The following is a 17000-nucleotide window of genomic DNA, read 5'->3' as shown; positions in this document are numbered from 1 at the left end:
GGGGTATCGAAATACATCGGCGGGATCTCGTCCTCGTCGACGAACTGTACCAGTTCGAGGGTTTTCCGCGTTTCGAGTTTCACCGCGTCGATCTCGTCGGCGGTGAGCAGCACGTAGTCGCCCTTTGCGTATTCGAAGCCCTTGCGGATCTCGTCCTTTTCCACCGGGCCGACGCCGTCGACGACCTTCTCGTAGTGGATCGGCTTGCCGGTCGGCTCGTGGATCTGGCGGAAGCTCGGTTTGGCGCCGGACTTCGTCGCGGTGAACATCTCGACCGGGATGGAGACGAGGGAGAGGCGCAGCTGGCCCTTCCAGATCGGGCGGGTGGCGGGCATGGGATCAACTCGCGAACGATTGCTTTGTGGTTCAACGGGATTTGCTGCCCGAGTGTTCCCACCGGATTCGGGGGCTCGACATTGCAGCGACTCCAGCGGGCACATACATGTTTGTTGCCGGGTCGGGCGCAACAGGGGATGAGACGATGGACTTTCTGGAACTCGACGGCTTGAGCCTGACGCTGATCGCCTTGGGCGTACTGGCGGTGCTGGTGCTGTTCGCCGGCGCCAAGGTGGTGCCGCAGGGCTACAACTTCACCGTGGAGCGGTTCGGCCGCTACATCCGCACGCTGAAGCCCGGGTTGAGTCTGATCATTCCGTTCGTCGACGGCGTCGGCCGCAAGATGAACATGATGGAGCAGGTGGTCGACGTGCCGCACCAGGAAGTGATCACTCGCGACAACGCCACGGTCACCGTCAACGGCGTCAATTTCTACCAGATCTTCGATGCCGCAGCGGCGGCCTACGAAGTGGCGCAGCTCGAGCTCGCGGTACAGAACCTCACCATGACCAACATCCGTACGGTGATGGGTTCGATGGATCTCGACCAGCTGCTTTCGAACCGCGACGAAATCAACCAGCGCCTGCTCAAAGTGGTCGATGCGGCGGTGCAGCCATGGGGCCTCAAGATCACCCGCATCGAAATCAAGGATATCGATCCGCCCAAGGACCTGGTCGAGTCGATGGGCCGGCAGATGAAGGCCGAGCGCGAGAAGCGCGCGCTCATCCTCGAAGCCGAGGGCAAGCGGCAGGCCTCGATCCTGCAGGCCGAGGGCCAGAAGCAGAGCCAGGTGCTGGAAGCCGAGGGCCGGCGCGAAGCGGCCTTCCGCGATGCCGAAGCGCGCGAGCGTTCCGCCGAAGCCGAGGCCAAGGCCACCGAAGTGGTGTCCAACGCCATTGCCTCGGGCAGTGTGCAGGCGATCAATTATTTCGTCGCCAACAACTACATCAAGGCGCTCGAAAGCCTCGCCAAATCGCCGAACCAGAAGGTGCTGATGCTGCCGGTCGAGGCGGCCAGCGTCATTGGCGCCATCGGCGGCATTGCCGAGATCGCCAAGGAAACTTTCGGCGGCGAGAAGCCGGCCACCCGGCCGGCGAGCGGCCGCCCGCCGTCGACTACCTGATCGGTCATTCGTGAAAGCGCTCTAAGGAGGCAGACATGCAGGTCATCGACTTCATCGCCACCCATGGCGCGTGGTCCTGGGTGGTGGCCGGGCTGGTCCTCCTGGCGCTTGAACTGGTGGTGCCGGGGGGCGTGCTGGTCTGGCTCGGTGGCGCGGCACTGGTCACCGGAGGGCTGGCGCTGTTCGTCAACATTTTCTGGCCGCTGCAGTTCGTCATCTTCGGCGCCCTGGCGCTCTGCAGCATCGGGCTGTGGCTGAAGTTCCGCGGCCCCGGAGTGGCGTCCGACCGGCCGTTCCTCAACCAGCGCGCGAACCGCTTCATCGGGCATGAAGCGGTGCTCGACGAGCCGATCCGCGACGGCATCGGCCGGCTGGCGCTCGACGATACCGTGTGGCGCGTGCAGGGCCCCGATCTCGCGGCCGGCTCGCGGGTGCGGATCGTCGCGGCCGATGGAGGGCTGCTGAAGGTCGAGCCCGCCTAACAAGGTTTCCTTAACCATAAGCTGCAAGGGTTCGTTGACCATTATCGCCCGAGGCACTGCAGCAGATGCGAATGAGGAAAGCCGGCTTTGCCGTCAGCGCTGCGGCGCTGGCGCTGCTTGCGATTCCCGCTGCTGCGGGTGAGTTCACGCCGCTTGGCGACGGCTCGGCGACCAATAATGCCGACCTCCTGGGCAACCCGGCGATCGATTGCGCCAACTGCGTCGCGACGCCGCCGTATGAATCGGGCAATGAGCCGTTCGACCTCGACTGGAGCCTCGGGCTGCGCGGCGGCATCAAGGACGAGGGCACCGGCGATGGCCCGACTTACGAGCTGATCGCGCTGCCCAGCGTGACGCTGAAGCATGAGACCATGCGGGGCGGCTATGATGTCGGGCTGAGCGGCGAGCTCAGCTACGAGGTCGACGGCAGCGCCCGCATCGGCTCGATCACCGGCACCGCCGGGGGTGAGTATGAGCTCGATGCGCTGACGACGCTCGCCGGGCGCGGCAATCTCAAAGTATCGCAGGACGATGCGGACGGGCCGGACTATGCCGACAACGTCGCTTCCGCGCCGGTCGTCGTGTCCGGTGATGGCGAGGTCAGCGCGACGCGTGACCTCGGGGCGTTCAACCTGGCGGTGCGCGGCAGCGCCGGCCGCGAGGTCTATGGCGAGACCGTCTATGACGATAACTCGACCGCCGACAACAGCTTCCAGAACACCACGGGCTATGGCGCCGGCGCCCGGCTCGGCTATGAACTGACGCCCGGGCTTGTCGCCTTTGTCGACGTGGAAGCGGACACCCTCACCTATGACGCGCCCTCGCCGAGTCTCCTCGTGAAGCTCGACAATGTCACCTATGCCGGCCGCGGCGGGCTCAGCGCCAAATTCAACGAAACGCTGGAGCTCGAGGGCTCACTGGGCTTCGGCTACACCGATCTCACCGACGGCTCGCTGAGCGATTTCTCCGCCGTGCTCTACGACGCCAAGGCGGTGTTCCGCCCCGATGAGACGCTGACGCTGACCGGCGCCTTCACCACCACGATCTCGCAGCCGGGCACCACCTCGGGCGCCACCGCCAAGCTCACCTACGCCGCCACTGGCCAGCTCGACTATCTGGTCAACCCGTGGCTGAAACTGCGCGCCGATGCGCAGTGGAGCGAGGCGCATTACCAGGGCATCGACAACGATGAATACAACTGGGGCTTTGGCGTCGGGGCGGACTATCTGCTCAACGAGCACACCGACCTGACGGCTGACTACAGCTTCCTGAGGACGGAGAAGACCCCGGACCCGGCCACCGACGAACACCAGGTAACGGTGGGGGTGAAGTTCCACCGGTAGAGGGGGGGCAGGGCGATAGCGCTGCACGTTTTGCCCCACACGCGGTATCCGAACCGAGGCTCTGCAGGTCCCCCAAACTCGGTGTCATCCCCGCGAAAGCGGGGAACTCCGTTTGCGGTCGTGCGGCGGGCACCAGAACGGAGGTTCCCGCTTTCGCGGGAATGACCCGGTGGGTGGGGCACTCCCCGCTGGGAGAGGTGAGACGAGGGCCAGCCCGCAGTCCGCGAGACGTTCCCTTAAATCAGATGCCGGATTTGCTTGCGGAACGCTTCCGAGAGATCGGGGCGATCGAGTGCGAACACCACGTTGGCGGTGAGGAAGCCGAGTTTCGAGCCGCAGTCGAAGGACTGGCCCTTGTATTTCACGCCGCTGAAGTGCTGCTGGGTCATCAGCGTCTGCATGGCGTCGGTAAGCTGGATCTCGCCGCCGGCGCCGCGCTCCTGGTCGGCGATCAGCGAGAAGATCTGCGGCTGCAGAATATAGCGGCCGGAAATGATCAGGTTGGAGGGGGCGTCCTCGCGCTTCGGCTTTTCCACCATGCCGGTGATGCGGAAGCCTTCGTCCGGCCCGGCGCCGCGCGCCACGACGCCGTAGGACGAGACATCTTCCATCGGCACTTCCTCGACGGCGATGACGTTGCCGCCGCTGGTCTCATAGGCGTCCATCATCTGCCGGAGCACGCCGGGGACGCCCTTGAACACCATGTCGGGCAAGAGCAGCGCGAAGGGCTGGTCGCCCACCAGTTCGCGGGCGCACCACACGGCGTGGCCGAGCCCGAGCGGCTCCTGCTGGCGGGTGAAGCTGGTCTGGCCGGCCGAGGGCAGGTCCTGCTGCAGCTCGCTCAGCGCCTCGGTCTTGCCGCGGATTTCGAGCGTGTGTTCGAGCTCGTACTGGCGGTCGAAGTGATCCTCGATCACGCCCTTGTTGCGGCCGGTGACGAAGACGAAGTGCTCGATCCCCGCCTCGCGCGCCTCATCCACCGCGTACTGGATCAGCGGCCGATCTACCACCGTCAGCATTTCCTTGGGCATCGCCTTGGTGGCGGGCAGGAAGCGGGTGCCAAGACCCGCAACCGGGAACACGGCGGTGCGCACGCGATTGGGCAAGGAAGACTCCTGAAAAAGGCGGGAGAGAAGGCAATAGGCGGGCTATAAGGCGTTTCTTAGCACCTCGCAAATTAGCGTCCACGCCATTAATTTCTGGTTTGAGGGTTGGGGATCATGGCGGTTCTGGTTACAGGCGGCGCCGGCTATATCGGCAGCCACATGGTGCTGCGGCTCGTCGATGCCGGGCAGACAGTGGTGGTGCTCGACAACCTCACGACCGGCTTCGATTGGGCCATCGATCACCGCGCGAGCTTCGTTCAGGGCAATGCCGGCGATATGGAGCTGGTGGGCAAGCTCATCGCCGAGCACGGCATCACCGAGATCGTGCATTTCGCGGGTTCGATCGTCGTGCCGGAATCGGTCAGCGACCCGCTGAAATACTACGCCAACAACACCGCGACCTCGCGCAACCTGATCGAGGCGGCGGTGAGGGGCGGAGTGAAGCACTTCATCTTCTCCTCGACCGCGGCGGTTTATGGCAATGCCGGGCTCGAGCCGGTGGCCGAAACCAGCCAGCTGATGCCGGAATCGCCCTATGGCCGCTCCAAGCTGATGACCGAACTGATGCTGGCCGATGTCGCGGCAGCGCATCCCTTGACCTATGGCGTGCTGCGCTACTTCAACGTCGCCGGCGCCGACCCCAAAAAGCGCAGCGGGCAATCCTCGCCGACCGCCACGCACCTGATCAAGGTCGCCGCGCAGGCGGCGCTGGGCCAGCGGCCGAGCATGGGGATTTTCGGCACCGATTTCCCGACCCCCGACGGTACCGGGGTGCGCGACTACATCCATGTCAGCGACCTCGTCGAAGCGCACGCCTTGCTGCTGGAATATCTGCGCAAAGGCGGCGCCTCGGTCACCATGAACTGCGGCTACGGCCGCGGCTTCTCGGTGCGTGACGTGGTGCGCACGGTGAAGCAGGTGTCGGGCGTCGACTTCAAGGTGATCGAAGAGCCCCGCCGCGCCGGCGATCCGGCCTCGATCGTCGCCAAGGCCGATAAGGTGCGCCAGGTGCTGGGCTGGAAGCCGGCGCATGAGGACCTCACCGAGATCGTTGACGCGGCGCTGAACTGGGAGCGCTATTTAGCCACACGAAACAGGTAGCGATTCGCCATGCAACGTCACCTCGCCTTCGTCGTCGCGTTCCTTGGTCTCACCTCACCGGCCTTCGCTCAACCGGTCGAAAGCTTTGAGTCCTTCATCAAGAATTTTGAAGCAACGGCGGTGGCCGCTGGTGTCACCCATGAAACCTACGCCAAGGCGATGTACGGGCTGACGGCCGATGCGAATGTGCCGGCACTGGTGACCGCGCAGCCCGAGTTCACCACGCCGTTGTGGGATTACATCGAAAAGCGCGTCACCGCGTGGCGCCTCGATAAGGGCAAGGAAGCGATCGCGCAAAACCAGGCGCTGCTGACGGCGACTGGCGAGAAATATGGCGTTGATCCCTATCTGCTAGCTTCGATCTGGGGCATCGAGACCAATTACGGCCGGGTGCTGGCCGATCCCCAGTATATCCGGCCGATTATCCCCTCATTGGCAACGCTGGTGCATCAGCGACGCGTTCGGCTCGAAGGCGACACGGCCGACCTGATCGCGGCGCTGCTCTTGGTGCAACGCGGGCCGCTCGACGCCACCCAACTGGTCGGCAGCTGGGCCGGCGCCATCGGGCATCTCCAGGTCAACCCGACCAATGTCATCAAATACGGCACGGACGGCGATGGCGACGGCGCGGTCGACCTGCAGAACTCGCTGGCCGACGCGCTGGCGACCTCCGCCGTGTACATCATCGGCTTGGGGTACAAGCCGGGCCTCGACTGGGGCTACGAGGTCGACGTGCCGGCTGGGTTCGACTACCTGCTGGCGACGCGCGACCAGTTGCGGCCCATCTCGTTCTTTACCGAGCTCGGGGTAAAGCGGGTCGCCGGCGCCGCCTTCAGCGACCCCTCGATCCCGGTGTTCCTCTACGCGCCGACCGGGGCGAAGGGGCCGAAATTCCTGATGACGAACAACTATCTCATCCTCAAGGGCTACAATTTCTCCGACAGCTACGCGATGGCGATCTCCCATCTCGAAGACCGGCTGCAGGGCCGCGGCGAATACGTCACGGCCTGGCCGCGGGACACGCAATTCCCCAACCTCGAGCAGCGCCGGGGGATCCAGGAAGCGCTGATCAAGCTTGGACTCTACGAGGGGCTGGTCGATGGCCGCATCGGGCCGGTCAGCCAGGCCGCCTATGCCAAATTCCAGGCCTCGAAGGGCGAAGTCGCCGACGGGTTTATTACGCTGCACAGCTATGAAGAGCTGGTGGCCGCTGCCGCTGGGCAGTGACCCCGTTCTCGGTGAACCACCGGAGTTTCATCAAACTCGATGACACCGGTGAGGTGGATGGTTGGTGGTTCGCTCAGCACGCCATAAGGCGATGCCTGCCGCGAGGGAGCAATCCCCGGTAGATTTATCGCGAGCGGTCTTCAATTCACCGCGGTTCGTCAGCTAAATGGCTGTCATGCAGAAGAAACCCAACCGGTTCGTGCTCTGGGTCGTCGGCGCCGTCGTGGCGGCGCTGGTGCTGACCGACATGCTGCCGATGTTCGCGCAGGCGCGCGAAGCCGAGTTCGCGGTGCCGGCGATCGCCCAGCAGCTCGATGACGGGCGCATCCTCGTGGCGCAGCAGGAACAGGCGCCACGCAAGAAGCGGCGCACCCTGATGGACCTGCTGTTCGGTGACGATCAGCAGCAGCAGGACGAACCGGTGGTGGAAAAGCCGGTGGTGAAAAAGCAGAAGAAGGCGGCGCTGCCCCCGCCGGAAAAACCCAAGATCGAGAAGGCGCTCGGCGCGACGCGGCTCGCGGTGTTCGGCGACTCGATGGCGACCGATGTGGGCAAGGCCCTGGAGCGCTTTTACGCCGAGGATCCGAACATCTCGATCCTGACGCAGGGCGTCGGTTCGTCGAGCTTCGTCAGGCCGGATTTCTTCGATTGGCCCAAGACCATCAGCGAGCAGATCACCGCCAATAGTTTTGACATCGCGGTCGTCATTATCGGCATCAACGACCGGCAGAAGATGCGCCTCAACGGTGAGGTCTACGGCTCGCTGACGCCGGAATGGACCACTGAATATTCGGCCCGCGTCACCAATGTGGTGAAGGCGCTGCGCGCCGCCAACAAGCCGACGATCTGGATCGGGCTGCCGCCGATGGAGGCGCCGAAGTTCGGCAAGGCGATGATCCAGGTCAATGAGATCCAGCGCCTCGCGGCGTTCAGCGGCGGCGCCGAGTTCCTCGATATCTACGAGAAGTTCGCTACCGAAGAGGGCGGCTATACGGCGCGTGGCCCCGACCTCAACGGCAACCAGGTGCGCATGCGCAAGGAAGACGGCATCCACTTTTCCGCCGCCGGCGCTGACAAGCTGGCGTTCTATCTGAGCCAGAGCCTCAAGAACTATTATCGTGGCGGCGGCACGGTAGGCATCGAGGTCGCCGATCCGCTGCTTGGCACCGATGCGCAGCTGATGATGCGCCCGCCTTACCAGGGGCTGGGGCAGATGAAGCTGCTGGAAGTGGCGGGCGCGGTGATCTCGCTCACCAATACACCGCGGCGCGCCGCTGATCTGGTGACCGCCGACATGGCCGATGCGGCAACGGTGGGGTTCGATCTGACGCAGATGATCGAGGCGCCGGTCGGTCGCGCCGACGCGTTCGGCGTCGGCAAGGTCGAGAACCCGAACCCGAAATGAAGCGCCGCGCCGTGCTCGCCGGCCTCGCCCTCATCGCAGGAGCCTCTGCTGCCATGGCCGATGACCAGGCTTTCCTTGCGGCCGCCCGCGACAACGACGCGGCGGCGCTCACCAGGTTGCTGGCGGCCGGGCAGGCTGTCGATGCGAGCGACAGCGGCGGCCGCACGGCGCTGCTGGTGGCAACGCATGCCAACGCGCTCGAGGCGGCGCGGGTCCTGATCGAGGCGGGCGCCGACGTCAACGCCAAGGATGATATCCAGGACACGCCCTATCTATACGCCGGCGCCGAGGGGCGGACCGAGATCCTGAAGCTCTTGCTGGCGGCCGGCGCCAAACTCACCGATACCAACCGCTTCGGGGGCACGGCGCTGATCCCGGCGGCCGAGAAGGGGCATCCGGAGAATGTGCGGCTGCTGCTCGCGGCGGGAGTCGACCCCAACCACGTCAACGGGTTGGGCTGGACGGCGCTGCTCGAGGCGGTGATCCTCACCGACGGCGGGCCGACTTACCAGGAGATCGTCGCCGACCTGATCAAGGGCGGCGCCGACGTCAACCTCGCCGATGGCGATGGGGTGACGCCGCTGGCCCACGCCAGGGCGCGCGGCTACGCGGAGATCGCGAGGCTGGTCGAGGCGGCGGGCGCGAGGTAGGGCGTTTGCTAGTTGAAATGCATCCGAAGCACGGCATCTCGGCGTACCACCGGCGTCATTCCCGCGGAGGCGGGAACCTAGTGGGATGCTGCGGCGCACGCTGAGGCTGAGGTATCCCACTGGGTCCCCGCCTCCGCGGGGATGACGCCGGTGGGTGGTCAGGCTCGAGCGCAACCAAGCGTTCGATGCAGCTCAATCTTGAAACGTTCCAGCCTCAAGCCTCGCCAGCCGCGGCTATCAGGTTGCTGCGGAGGTTGGTGATGCCGCGCTGCAGGATGCGGAACTCGTCCTTGTTCAGCCCGGCTGCCTTGTAGGTAACCTTCGACAGCTCGCGGGCTTTGTCGCGCAATTGCCGGCCGGTTTCGGTCAAGCGCACGAACACCATCCGCTCGTCTTCGGTACCACGCGTCCGCGTGACGTAACCCATCGCCTCGAGCCGCTTCAGCATCGGGGTCACCGTGCTCGGCTCGAGGAACAGCTTGTCGCTCAGGCCTTTGACCGTCTGCTCGTCCTGTTCCCACAGGGCGACGATGGCGATGTATTGCGGGTAGGTGAGCCCAAGCTCCTCCAGCACGGGCTTATAGACCCGCGAGTAGGCGAGGTTGGCCGAGTAGACGGCAAAGCACATGAAGTCGGCGAGGCCCGCTTCCTGGTCACGCTGCGGTTCAGCCATGGGAGAGCTCCGTTCGCAAAATCGTTATCGCGATAACTTTTCTCTTGTACGGCTGCGTGGCCTGTGACACAAGTCGCGCCGTAATGATTATCGCGATAACTAAATGGTGGTGTTGGCACGGCCTGCCAAGCCCCGACGAAAAAGCAACGGAGAGCTGAAATGAACCAGATTGAAAAGATCCTCTATACCGGCCGCACCCACACCAGCGGGGGCCGTGCCGGCACCGCCCGCAGCTCCGACGGGGCGCTCGACGTGGCGCTGTCGCCGCCTGGCTTCGGCAATGGCACCAATCCCGAGCAGCTGTTCGCAGCCGGCTGGTCGGCCTGCTTCCTCGGCGCCATCAGCGCCGTGGCCAGCAAGCTGAAGGTGGCGCTGCCGGCCGACCGTACGGTGGATGCAGAAGTCGACCTGGTGATGGAAGCCGAGCAGTACGTCCTGCGCGCCCGGCTCAATGTCAGCCTGCCCGGCATCGAGCGCGAGCTCGCCGAACAGCTGGTCGCCGCGGCGCACCAGACCTGCCCGTACTCCAAGGCGACGCGCGGCAATATCCCGGTCGAGATCAACGTGGTTTGACTGAAGGAGACACGCTGCTACAGCCCACCACTCGGTGACGCTGGGTCCGAGAACCGAGGCTCTGCAAGTCCCCCAAACTCGGTGTCATCCCCGCGAAAGCGGGGAACTCCGTTTGCGATCGTGCGGCGGGCAAGAAAACAGAGGTTCCCGCTTTCGCGGGAATGACCCGGTGGGCGGCACGACCCGCGTGTGTAAGCTTCGCTGGGATGACATCCGGTGTGTGCGGCGAGAGACCGTCGAAAAACAGAAAAGGGGCGCCTTAGGCGCCCCTTTTCATTGTCTTGGAGATCGTCTTACCGCGGCAGATCCGTCTTGCCCATCAGCCACTCGTCGATCGAGCGGGCGCACTGGCGGCCTTCGCGGATGGCCCAGACGACCAGTGACTGGCCGCGACGCATGTCGCCACAGGCGAAGAACTTTTCGCGTGAGGTCTGGTACTTCAGCGTATCGGCCATGACGTTCGAGCGCTTGTCGGTGGCGACGCCGGCGCCCTGCACCAGGCCTTCCTGCACCGGGCCGAGGAAGCCCATGGCGAGCAGCACGAGATCGGCCTTGAGCACGAACTCGGTGCCCGGGATCGGCTGGAACTTCTCGTCGGCGCGGGCGCATTGCAGCCCCGTCACCTTGCCGTTTTCGCCATCGAAGCGGATGGTGGCCACGGCGAAATCGCGGGTGACGCCTTCTTCCTGCGAAGACGAGATGCGAAACTTCACCGGATAGTTCGGCCAGACCAGCGCCTTGTTCTCCTTTTCGGGAGGCATGGGCATGATCTCGATCTGGGTCACCGAAGCGGCGCCCTGGCGGTTCGAGGTGCCGATGCAGTCCGAACCCGTGTCGCCGCCGCCGATGACCACGACATGCTTGCCGCCGGCGAGGATCGGGGTGACGTTGTTCAGCGGCTCGCCGGTGACCCGGCGGTTCTGCTGGCCGAGGAAATCCATGGCGAAATGGATGCCGTCGAACTCACGACCGGGGATCGGCAGGTCTCGCGGCTTTTCGGCGCCGCCCGACATGGCGATAGCATCATACTGGCTGGCGAGCTCATCGGCCGTGATGTCCTTGCCGACATTGACGCCGGTATGGAGCGTCACGCCTTCGGCCACCATTTGCTCGACGCGGCGATCGATCTGCGTCTTGTCGAGCTTGAAGTTCGGGATGCCGTAGCGCATCAGGCCGCCGATCTGCTGGGCCTTTTCATAGAGATGCACATCGTGGCCGGCGCGGGCCAACTGCTGGGCCGCAGCCATGCCGGCCGGGCCCGAACCGATCACCGCAACCTTCTTGCCTGATTTGTTCGGATTGATCTGCGGCGTGACCCAGCCCTCCTCGAAACCCTTGTCGATGATGGCGCACTCGATCGACTTGATGTTGACCGGGGTGTCCGGGATGTTCAGCGTGCAGCTCGCCTCGCACGGGGCAGGGCAGATGCGGCCGGTGAACTCGGGGAAGTTGTTGGTGGAGTGAAGGTTCTTCAGCGCCTTCAGCCACTCGCCCTTGTAGACGAGATCGTTCCAATCCGGGATCTGGTTATTCACCGGGCAGCCGTTGTGGCAGTACGGAATGCCGCAATCCATGCAGCGCGCCGCCTGGTCGCGGGTGCCCTTGTCGCCCAGGGGAATGGTGAACTCGTTGTAGTTCTTCAGCCGGTCGGCGACCGGGAGGTAATCCCGATCGACGCGATCGATTTCGAGGAAGCCAGTGATCTTGCCCATTGTTCTTACTCCGCCGCGACCTGTTGAGCGGCCTCACGGGCCTTTTCCATTTTCTGCAGGGCCTTGCGATACTCGATCGGCATGACCTTCCTGAACTTGGGCAGGTACTCGTCCCAGTTGCTCAGGATGTGGTTGGCGCGGCTCGAGCCGGTGAAGCTCTTGTGCCGGGCGATCAGCTGGTAGAGCCGGTCGGCATCGCGACGCTGCAGGTCGTGCAGGATCTCGACTACGCCCATGGTCTCGAGGTCGCCGTGGTGGCCGAAGTCGCGGCCATTGAGGCGTTCCTCTTCGACGACGGGCTCGAGCTCGACCATCGACATGTTGCAGCGGCTCTCGAAACTCTCGTCCTCATCGAGGACGTAAGCGACGCCACCCGACATGCCGGCCGCGAAGTTGCGGCCGGTGCGGCCCAGCACCACCACCACACCACCGGTCATGTACTCGCAACCGTGGTCGCCGGTACCTTCGACAACCGCGATGGCGCCGGAGTTACGGACGGCGAAGCGTTCGCCGGCCACACCGCGGAAGTAGCACTCCCCGGTGATGGCGCCGTAGAGCGCAGTGTTGCCGATGATGATCGAGTCCTCGGGCACGTAGCCGCGTTCTTCCGGCGGCCGGACCACGAGGCGCGCACCGGAAAGGCCCTTGCCCACATAATCGTTTGCCTCCCCCACCAGATCGATGGAGATGCCGCGCGCTGCCCAGGCACCGAAGGCCTGGCCGGCGGTGCCGGTCAGCGACACCGCGATGGTGTCTTCGGCGAGGCCGGCATGACCGTAGCGCTTGGCCACCGCACCGCCGAGCATGGCGCCCGCCGAGCGATCGACGCTGGTGATCGTCTCCGTGATCCTGACCGGGGTGCCGTGGTCGAGCGCGGGCTGCGCCGCGGCGATCAGGCGACGGTCGAGGACCTTGTCGATCGGGTGGTTCTGGCCTTCGGTGTGGGTGATCCCCACGCCTTCCGGCGCGAACGGCTTGTGGAAGAGCTTCGAAAAATCGAGTCCCTTGGCCTTCCAGTGGTCGATGGCCTCGGTCTTGTCGAGCATCTGCATCTGCCCGACCATTTCCTCGAACCGGGTGTAGCCCATCTCGGCCATCAGCTCGCGCACTTCCTCGGCGACGAAGAACAGGTAGTTGATGACGTGCTCGGGCTTGCCGGTGAAGCGGGCGCGCAGCACCGGGTCCTGGGTGGCGACGCCAACCGGGCAGGTGTTGAGGTGGCACTTGCGCATCATCACGCAGCCGGCCGCGATCAGCGGCGCGGTGGCGAGACCGAACTCGTCGGCGCCGAGCAGGGCGCCGATCACCACGTCACGACCGGTCCGCACGCCGCCATCGACCTGTACCGCGATGCGGCTGCGGAGCCGATTGCGGACCAGCGTCTGCTGGGTCTCGGCGAGGCCGATTTCCCACGGCGAGCCGGCGTGCTTCAGCGAGGTCAGCGGCGAAGCGCCGGTGCCACCTTCATAGCCCGAGATGGTGACATGGTCGGCGCGCGCCTTGGCGACGCCGGCGGCAACCGTGCCGACGCCGACTTCCGAGACGAGCTTCACCGAGACCTGGCCGGTCGGGTTGACGTTCTTCAAATCGAAGATCAGCTGCGCCAGATCCTCGATCGAGTAGATGTCGTGGTGCGGCGGCGGCGAGATCAGGCCGACGCCCGGGGTCGAGTGCCGGACCTTGGCGATGGTCTCGTTCACCTTGTCGCCCGGCAGCTGGCCGCCTTCGCCGGGCTTGGCGCCCTGGGCCATCTTGATCTGCATCATGTCGGAGTTGACCAGGTATTCCGTGGTCACGCCGAAGCGGCCCGAGGCCACCTGCTTGATGGCCGAGCGCTTGCTGTCGCCGTTCGGCATCGGCTTGAAGCGATCAACTTCCTCACCGCCCTCGCCGGTGTTCGACTTGCCGCCGATCCGGTTCATGGCGATGGCGAGCGTGGTGTGGGCTTCGAGCGAGATCGAGCCATAGCTCATGGCGCCGGTGGAGAAGCGCTTGACGATCTCGACCGCCGGCTCGACCTGATCGAGCTCGACGGGCGCGCGGCCCTCCTCATCCGCCTTCCTGATGCGGAACAGCGAACGGATGGTGACGTACTTGTCCTCGACCTCGTTCACCAGCTTCGAGAACTCGCGGTACTTGTCGCGGGCATTGCCGCGGGCGGCATGCTGCAGGCTGGCGACCGTCTCCGAGCGCCAGACATGCGCCTCGCCGCGCTGGCGGAAGGCATAGTCGCCGCCGACGTCGAGCACGTCCTCGAGCACCGGCGAGTTGCCGAAGGCATCCTGGTGCCGCAGCACGGTTTCCTCGGCGATCTCCTTGAGGCCGGCGCCCTCGATGGTGGTGGCAGTGCCGGTGAAGTAAGTCGAGACGAAGTCGGTCGAGAGGCCCACCGCGTCGAAGATCTGCGCGCCGCAATAGGACTGATAGGTCGAGATGCCCATCTTGGCAGTGACCTTCAGGATGCCCTTACCGATCGCCTTGATGTAGCGGTAGATGATCTCGTCGGCGTCCAGCTCGCCCGGCAGGTCGCCCTGCATGGCGGCCAGCGTCTCGAACGCCAGGTAGGGGTTGATCGCTTCGGCGCCATAGCCGGCAAGAGCGCAGAAATGGTGGATTTCGCGCGCTTCGCCGGTCTCGACCACGAGACCCACCGAGGTCCTGAGGCCCTTGCGGATCAGGTGATGGTGGATACCGGCGGTCGCCAGCAGCGCCGGGATCGCCACCCGCTCGCGGTTCATCGAGCGATCGGACAGGATGATGATGTTGTCGCCCGAATGGACGGCCATCTCGGCATCGGAGAACAGCTGGTCGAGCGCCCGCTTCATGCCTTCCGGGCCCTGGCTCACCTCATAGGTAATGTCCAGCGTCTTCGACCGGAACGGGTTATCTTCCATGCCACCGATGGCGCGGATCTTTTCCAGATCCTCGTTGGTGAGGATCGGCTGGCGCACTTCGAGCCGCTGCCGGCTGTTGCCGCCAGTCAAATCAAGCACGTTCGGCCGCGGCCCGATGAACGAGACGAGGCTCATCACCAGCTCTTCGCGGATCGAGTCGATCGGCGGGTTGGTGACCTGCGCGAAGTTCTGCTTGAAGTACGAGTAAAGCAGCTTCGACTTGTTGGAGAGCGCCGAGATCGGCGTGTCGGTGCCCATCGAGCCCACCGCTTCCTGGCCGGTAGCGGCCATCGGCGGCAGGATCATCTTCAGGTCTTCCTGCGTGTAGCCGAAGGCCTGCTGGCGATCGAGCAGCGGCACGTCCGAAGTCTTGGGCTCGAAATGCACCGCCGGCAGTTCCTCGAGCACGATCTGGGTACGCCCGAGCCATTGCTTGTAGGGGTGTGCGTTGGCGAGCTCGGCCTTGATCTCCTCGTCGGAGACGATGCGGCCCTGCTTCAGGTCGATCAGCAGCATCTTGCCGGGCTGCAGGCGCCACTTCTTCTTGATCTTCGTTGCCGGAATCGGCAGCACGCCGGCTTCCGAGCTCATCACCACTTCGTCGTCTTCGGTGACGAGGTAGCGCGCCGGACGCAGGCCGTTGCGGTCGAGCGTCGCGCCGATATGGATGCCATCCGAGAAGCACATGGCGGCGGGGCCGTCCCATGGCTCCATCAGCGCAGCGTGATACTCGTAGAAGGCGCGGCGATCCTCATCCATCAGCGGGTTGCCGGCCCAGGCTTCCGGGATCAGCATCATGGCGGCGTGCGGCAGCGAGTAGCCGCCGCGCAGCAGGAATTCGAGCGCGTTGTCGAAACACGCCGTATCCGACTGACCCGGATAGGAGATCGGCCACAGCTTGTTGATGTCGCCGCCGAACAGTGGCGACGACACCGAAGCCTGCCGCGCTGCCATCCAGTTGACGTTGCCGCGCACGGTGTTGATTTCGCCGTTGTGGCAGACGAACCGGTAGGGGTGCGCCAGCCGCCACGACGGGAAGGTGTTGGTGGAAAAGCGCTGGTGCACCAGCGCCAGTGCCGACTCGAAGTCGGGATCGTGCAGGTCCCGGTAATAGGCGCCGAGCTGGGCGGCGAGGAACATGCCCTTATAGACCAGCGTGCGGCAGCTCATCGACACGATGTAGAAATCGTTTGGCTTGCCTTCGAAGGCCGAAAAGATCTTGGCCGACATCACCTTGCGGATGACGTAGAGCTTGCGCTCGAACGCCTCTTCATCGGCGATGGCGTCGCCACGACCGATGATCACCTGGCGATGGCAGGGCTCGGTGGCGACGATCTCGGGGTCCTTGGACAAGGACGAGTTGTCGGACGGCACGTCGCGCCAGCCGATGACCATCTGGCCCTCGTCCTCGATCACCTTGCTGACGACGCGCTCCATCTTGGCGCGCAGCTCCGCATCCTGCGGCATGAAGATGAAGCCGACGGCGTACTTGCCTTGCTCGGGCAGGTGGAAGCCAAGCCGCGCGCTCTCCTTGACGAAGAACTTGTGCGGGATCTGCACCATGATGCCGGCGCCGTCGCCCATCAGCGGGTCGGCGCCCACGGCACCGCGGTGCTCGAGGTTTTCGAGGATGGCCAGACCGTTCTGGACGATCTTCTGGCTGGGCTGGTTCTTCATGTTGACGATGAAGCCCACGCCGCAGGCATCGACCTCGCGGGAAGGGTCGTAGAGGCCCTCGGCCTGCGGCCGCATCACGCCAACTGGCAGATCGGTTCGATAGCCGCCATTTTTGCGAATGGCGGTTTCCGTGACGGGATGTGACATCGATCCGTTCCGTGGTTCAGCCATTTGCAAAGTCCTCTGTTTTTGCAGTCGTGTTCGAGACCGGGGCGAGTGCCCTGGTGTTCAAGTTCCTTTCGACGCGCCTTCGGCCCCCAGTCGTACCTCAGTGTACGGCTCGAATCCGAGTGCGCAATCCTTTAGTGGGGAGCGGCTCTGCATCCAAATGGCCGCTCGTACGGGCTCGATAAGGCCCCACCCCTCCGTTTCCGCTATCGACAAGCGGTCCAGCCGGATCGGCGTGTGAAACGCATCCGGGGAGACCGGCCGCTCACGAAATTGGACAGACGTACTGTCCTATCGAGGCTACATTTGCATAATTCCAAACTGCGAGCAAGCGTCCGAGGACACTTTTTTGCCGTCTTGTGACTGAGCCGGCGTAGGAGATCGCAGGGAGGGAATAGGAAAACAGTAGGAATTGGCGGCCATACGCCGCCTGAGAAAGCCGCATTCCCAGCGTTTGGGCGTTGCTGCAGCTATAGGAATTCGGGCAATTGCGAACCCGGGGGTACGCTGTCGCTGAGCTGCCCCATCGA

Annotated in this window: 13 protein-coding genes; 8 read left to right on the top strand and 5 right to left on the bottom strand. The window is 64.5% G+C overall.

Annotation, left to right across the window (positions count from 1 at the left end):
• The coding region (locus tag VW23_RS27890) for a Ku protein (RefSeq protein ID WP_342029943.1) at positions 1 to 335 on the bottom strand (335 nt) is incomplete at its 3' end.
• A gap of 146 nt (positions 336 to 481) precedes the next feature.
• Here VW23_RS27890 and VW23_RS27885 point away from each other — a divergent pair.
• The 3 genes from VW23_RS27885 to VW23_RS27875 all read left to right on the top strand — a co-directional run bounded on the left by VW23_RS27885 (position 482) and on the right by VW23_RS27875 (position 3284).
• Complete coding sequence (locus tag VW23_RS27885) at positions 482 to 1459, top strand: SPFH domain-containing protein (protein ID WP_069912734.1); 978 nt, start codon at positions 482 to 484, stop codon at positions 1457 to 1459.
• A 35-nt stretch (positions 1460 to 1494) separates the two neighbouring features.
• Complete coding sequence (locus tag VW23_RS27880) at positions 1495 to 1941, top strand: NfeD family protein (RefSeq protein ID WP_069912733.1); 447 nt, start codon at positions 1495 to 1497, stop codon at positions 1939 to 1941.
• Between the two features lie 71 nt (positions 1942 to 2012).
• Positions 2013 to 3284 carry an outer membrane beta-barrel protein gene (locus tag VW23_RS27875; protein ID WP_069912732.1) on the top strand — a complete coding sequence of 424 codons (1272 nt, stop codon included), beginning with the start codon at positions 2013 to 2015 and terminating at the stop codon, positions 3282 to 3284.
• 236 nt (positions 3285 to 3520) lie between these two features.
• Here VW23_RS27875 and galU read toward each other — a convergent pair whose 3' ends face one another.
• On the bottom strand, positions 3521 to 4390 hold the full coding sequence (galU, locus tag VW23_RS27870; RefSeq protein ID WP_055882948.1) for a UTP--glucose-1-phosphate uridylyltransferase GalU: 870 nt from the start codon (positions 4388 to 4390) through the stop codon (positions 3521 to 3523).
• A gap of 114 nt (positions 4391 to 4504) precedes the next feature.
• Between galU and galE the strand changes: the two genes are divergently transcribed.
• From galE to VW23_RS27850, 4 genes are all read left to right on the top strand, one after another.
• The gene (gene galE / locus VW23_RS27865) at positions 4505 to 5491 is read left to right on the top strand and encodes a UDP-glucose 4-epimerase GalE (protein WP_069912731.1); all 987 of its coding nucleotides are present in this window, start codon (positions 4505 to 4507) and stop codon (positions 5489 to 5491) included.
• 9 nt (positions 5492 to 5500) lie between these two features.
• Positions 5501 to 6718, top strand: coding sequence for a lytic murein transglycosylase (locus VW23_RS27860; protein WP_069912730.1), 1218 nt, complete (start codon positions 5501 to 5503; stop codon positions 6716 to 6718).
• Positions 6719 to 6893: 175 nt separating this feature from the next.
• Complete coding sequence (locus VW23_RS27855; RefSeq protein WP_176730511.1) at positions 6894 to 8123, top strand: SGNH/GDSL hydrolase family protein; 1230 nt, start codon at positions 6894 to 6896, stop codon at positions 8121 to 8123.
• Positions 8124 to 8176: 53 nt separating this feature from the next.
• Positions 8177 to 8773, top strand: a complete 597-nt coding sequence (locus VW23_RS27850; protein WP_201788109.1) for an ankyrin repeat domain-containing protein — start codon at positions 8177 to 8179, stop codon at positions 8771 to 8773.
• 214 nt (positions 8774 to 8987) lie between these two features.
• Here the strand turns inward: VW23_RS27850 and VW23_RS27845 are convergent, their stop codons facing one another.
• Positions 8988 to 9446: a MarR family winged helix-turn-helix transcriptional regulator gene (locus tag VW23_RS27845; protein ID WP_069912727.1), complete on the bottom strand. Its 459-nt coding sequence runs from the start codon at positions 9444 to 9446 to the stop codon at positions 8988 to 8990.
• 159 nt (positions 9447 to 9605) lie between these two features.
• Here VW23_RS27845 and VW23_RS27840 point away from each other — a divergent pair, with 159 nt between their 5' ends.
• Positions 9606 to 10019 carry an organic hydroperoxide resistance protein gene (locus VW23_RS27840; RefSeq protein ID WP_069912726.1) on the top strand — a complete coding sequence of 138 codons (414 nt, stop codon included), beginning with the start codon at positions 9606 to 9608 and terminating at the stop codon, positions 10017 to 10019.
• Between the two features lie 293 nt (positions 10020 to 10312).
• Here the strand turns inward: VW23_RS27840 and VW23_RS27835 are convergent, their stop codons facing one another.
• Both VW23_RS27835 and gltB read right to left on the bottom strand, forming a co-directional pair.
• Complete coding sequence (locus VW23_RS27835; RefSeq protein WP_069912725.1) at positions 10313 to 11731, bottom strand: glutamate synthase subunit beta; 1419 nt, start codon at positions 11729 to 11731, stop codon at positions 10313 to 10315.
• 5 nt (positions 11732 to 11736) lie between these two features.
• Positions 11737 to 16377: a glutamate synthase large subunit gene (gltB, locus tag VW23_RS27830; protein ID WP_244513757.1), complete on the bottom strand. Its 4641-nt coding sequence runs from the start codon at positions 16375 to 16377 to the stop codon at positions 11737 to 11739.
• Positions 16378 to 17000 lie beyond the last annotated feature (623 nt).

It is taken from the genome of Devosia insulae DS-56 (assembly GCF_000970465.2).
GTDB lineage: Bacteria > Pseudomonadota > Alphaproteobacteria > Rhizobiales > Devosiaceae > Devosia_A > Devosia_A insulae.
The sequence above is the reverse complement of the archived record's forward strand: the minus strand, read 5'-3'. Positions and strand labels throughout refer to the sequence as shown.